Annotated in this window: 2 protein-coding genes; both read left to right on the plus strand. The window is 48.0% G+C overall.

Translation table 11 applies throughout. The annotated features are described in order from the left end of the window. Positions 1-58 precede the first annotated feature (58 nt). Entirely contained in the window at positions 59-1,507 is a 1,449-nt protein-coding gene (gene atpD, locus PX484_RS01685) for a F0F1 ATP synthase subunit beta (protein ID WP_002801250.1), read from the plus strand. A gap of 74 nt (positions 1,508-1,581) precedes the next feature. Then, positions 1,582-1,998: an ATP synthase F1 subunit epsilon gene (atpC, locus tag PX484_RS01690; protein WP_002801251.1), complete on the plus strand. Its 417-nt coding sequence runs from the start codon at positions 1,582-1,584 to the stop codon at positions 1,996-1,998. The last annotated feature ends 252 nt before the right edge of the window (positions 1,999-2,250 follow it).

Here is a 2,250-nt window from a genome sequence, read left to right on the forward strand (position 1 = left end):
AAATTAAGACTTTCCCCTTGTGGGAGTTATCAGCTAAAACCCAGAGTAGACATAAACAATGGTAGCGACAACAGAAACTAACGTTGGTAAAATCGTCCAGATCATCGGTCCTGTCATCGATGCCGAATTTCCCAGTGGCAACCTGCCCCGTATTTATAATGCCTTAACCGTAAAAGGAACTAACTCCGCCGGTCAAAATTTATCCGTTACTTGTGAAGTACAACAGTTACTCGGTGACAACCAAGTGCGTGCCGTTGCCATGAGTACCACCGATGGTTTAGTGCGCGGTATGGATATCGTGGACACCGGCGCAGCGATTAGCGTTCCCGTGGGTAAATGCACCCTCGGTCGGATTTTTAACGTTCTTGGTGAACCCGTGGACGAAAAAGGACCGGTTAACGTCACCGAAACCTCTCCTATTCACCGTCCCGCTCCCAAATTAGTCGATCTTGAAGTAACACCGACGGTTTTTGAAACCGGTATCAAGGTGATTGACCTGCTCACCCCCTACCGTCAAGGGGGCAAAATCGGCCTCTTTGGGGGTGCTGGTGTGGGCAAAACCGTCATTATGATGGAATTAATCAACAATATCGCCATTCAACACGGTGGTGTCTCGGTTTTTGGCGGTGTGGGTGAAAGAACCCGCGAGGGAAACGACCTCTACAACGAGATGATCGAATCGAAGGTAATCAACGCTGATAACCCCGAAGAATCGAAAATCGCCCTCGTTTATGGTCAGATGAACGAACCCCCCGGAGCGAGAATGCGCGTCGGTCTCTCTGCTTTGACCATGGCCGAATATTTCCGCGATGTCAACAAGCAAGACGTACTCTTATTTATTGATAATATCTTCCGTTTCGTGCAAGCTGGTTCGGAAGTATCGGCGCTCCTCGGTCGGATGCCTTCTGCGGTAGGATACCAACCCACCCTCGGCACTGACGTAGGCGACCTGCAAGAGCGGATTACCTCCACCAAAGAAGGATCGATCACTTCCATCCAAGCGGTCTATGTACCTGCGGATGACTTGACTGACCCCGCTCCCGCTACTACCTTCGCTCACTTGGACGGAACTACTGTACTATCCCGGGGTCTGGCTTCCAAAGGTATCTATCCGGCGGTAGATCCCCTCGGTTCCACCAGCACTATGCTCCAAGCTGATATCGTCGGTGATGAACACTACGGCACCGCTCGCGCCGTCCAATCTACCCTGCAACGCTATAAAGAGTTACAGGACATCATCGCTATTCTCGGTTTAGACGAATTATCGGAAGAAGATCGTCTCACCGTTGACCGCGCTCGCAAAATTGAGCGTTTCCTCTCGCAACCTTTCTTCGTGGCGGAAGTGTTCACCGGTTCCCCGGGTAAATACGTTACCCTCGCCGATACGATCAAAGGCTTCCAGATGATCCTCAAAGGTGAACTCGATAGCTTACCCGAACAAGCGTTCTATATGGTCGGCAATATCGATGAAGCGATCGCTAAAGGCGAAAAACTCAAAAAAGGCTAATTAAAAGTCAGTAGTAACCGCTAAACGCGGTTACTTAACCCAGAAATCTGCCAAAATTATCGTTATTATCACCAATGAGCATTACAGTACGGGTTATTACACCCGATCGCATTGTCTGGGATAACGTGGCTGAAGAAGTAATCCTACCCAGTTCCACGGGACAATTAGGTATTCTTAGCGGTCACGCTCCTTTATTAACTGCCCTGAATATTGGCGTAATGCGAATTCGACCGGGGAAAGACTGGGAAAATATCGCGGTTTTGGGCGGTTTTGCCGAAGTCGAAAATAATGAGATCAAAGTCCTCGTTAATGGGGCGGAATTAGGCTCAAAAATCGATAAGGAAAAAGCTCGCGCCGAATACGAACGGGCCCAAATCCGTCTCGATGAAGTCAGTAAAGGGGATGACCGTCGCAAAACTATCCAAGCGCAACAATCATGGCGCAAAGCTCGCGCTAGATACCAGGCCGCTGGCGGTTTAGTATCGGTTTAAACCCAACCAAATCAAATTAAATTAAAGCAAAATCGGGCGGGTTTATATAAACCTACCCGATTCTTTTTCAGTTATCAGTTATCAGTTATCAGTTATCAGTTATCAGTTAAGTAGGGCTTGCTGAATAAATCTAAAAACCTTGTTGGATAAGACTTTTGGACTTTTTTCCCCTCAAAAAGTACCAGATATGGGAGTGATCAGGGGGAAATTCAGGGACTTTTTCCCTGAAAATTAGGTAATTGACCCCCTCAA

This window comes from Microcystis sp. M49636_WE2, assembly GCF_030065375.1.
Taxonomy (GTDB): Bacteria; Cyanobacteriota; Cyanobacteriia; order Cyanobacteriales; family Microcystaceae; genus Microcystis; species Microcystis aeruginosa_C.

Excerpts from the sequence above, each read along its gene's own strand:
- atpC (WP_002801251.1), top strand. The coding sequence starts at position 1,582 with ATGAGCATTACAGTACGGGTTATTACACCCGATCGCATTGTCTGGGAT.
- atpD (WP_002801250.1), top strand. The coding sequence starts at position 59 with ATGGTAGCGACAACAGAAACTAACGTTGGTAAAATCGTCCAGATCATC.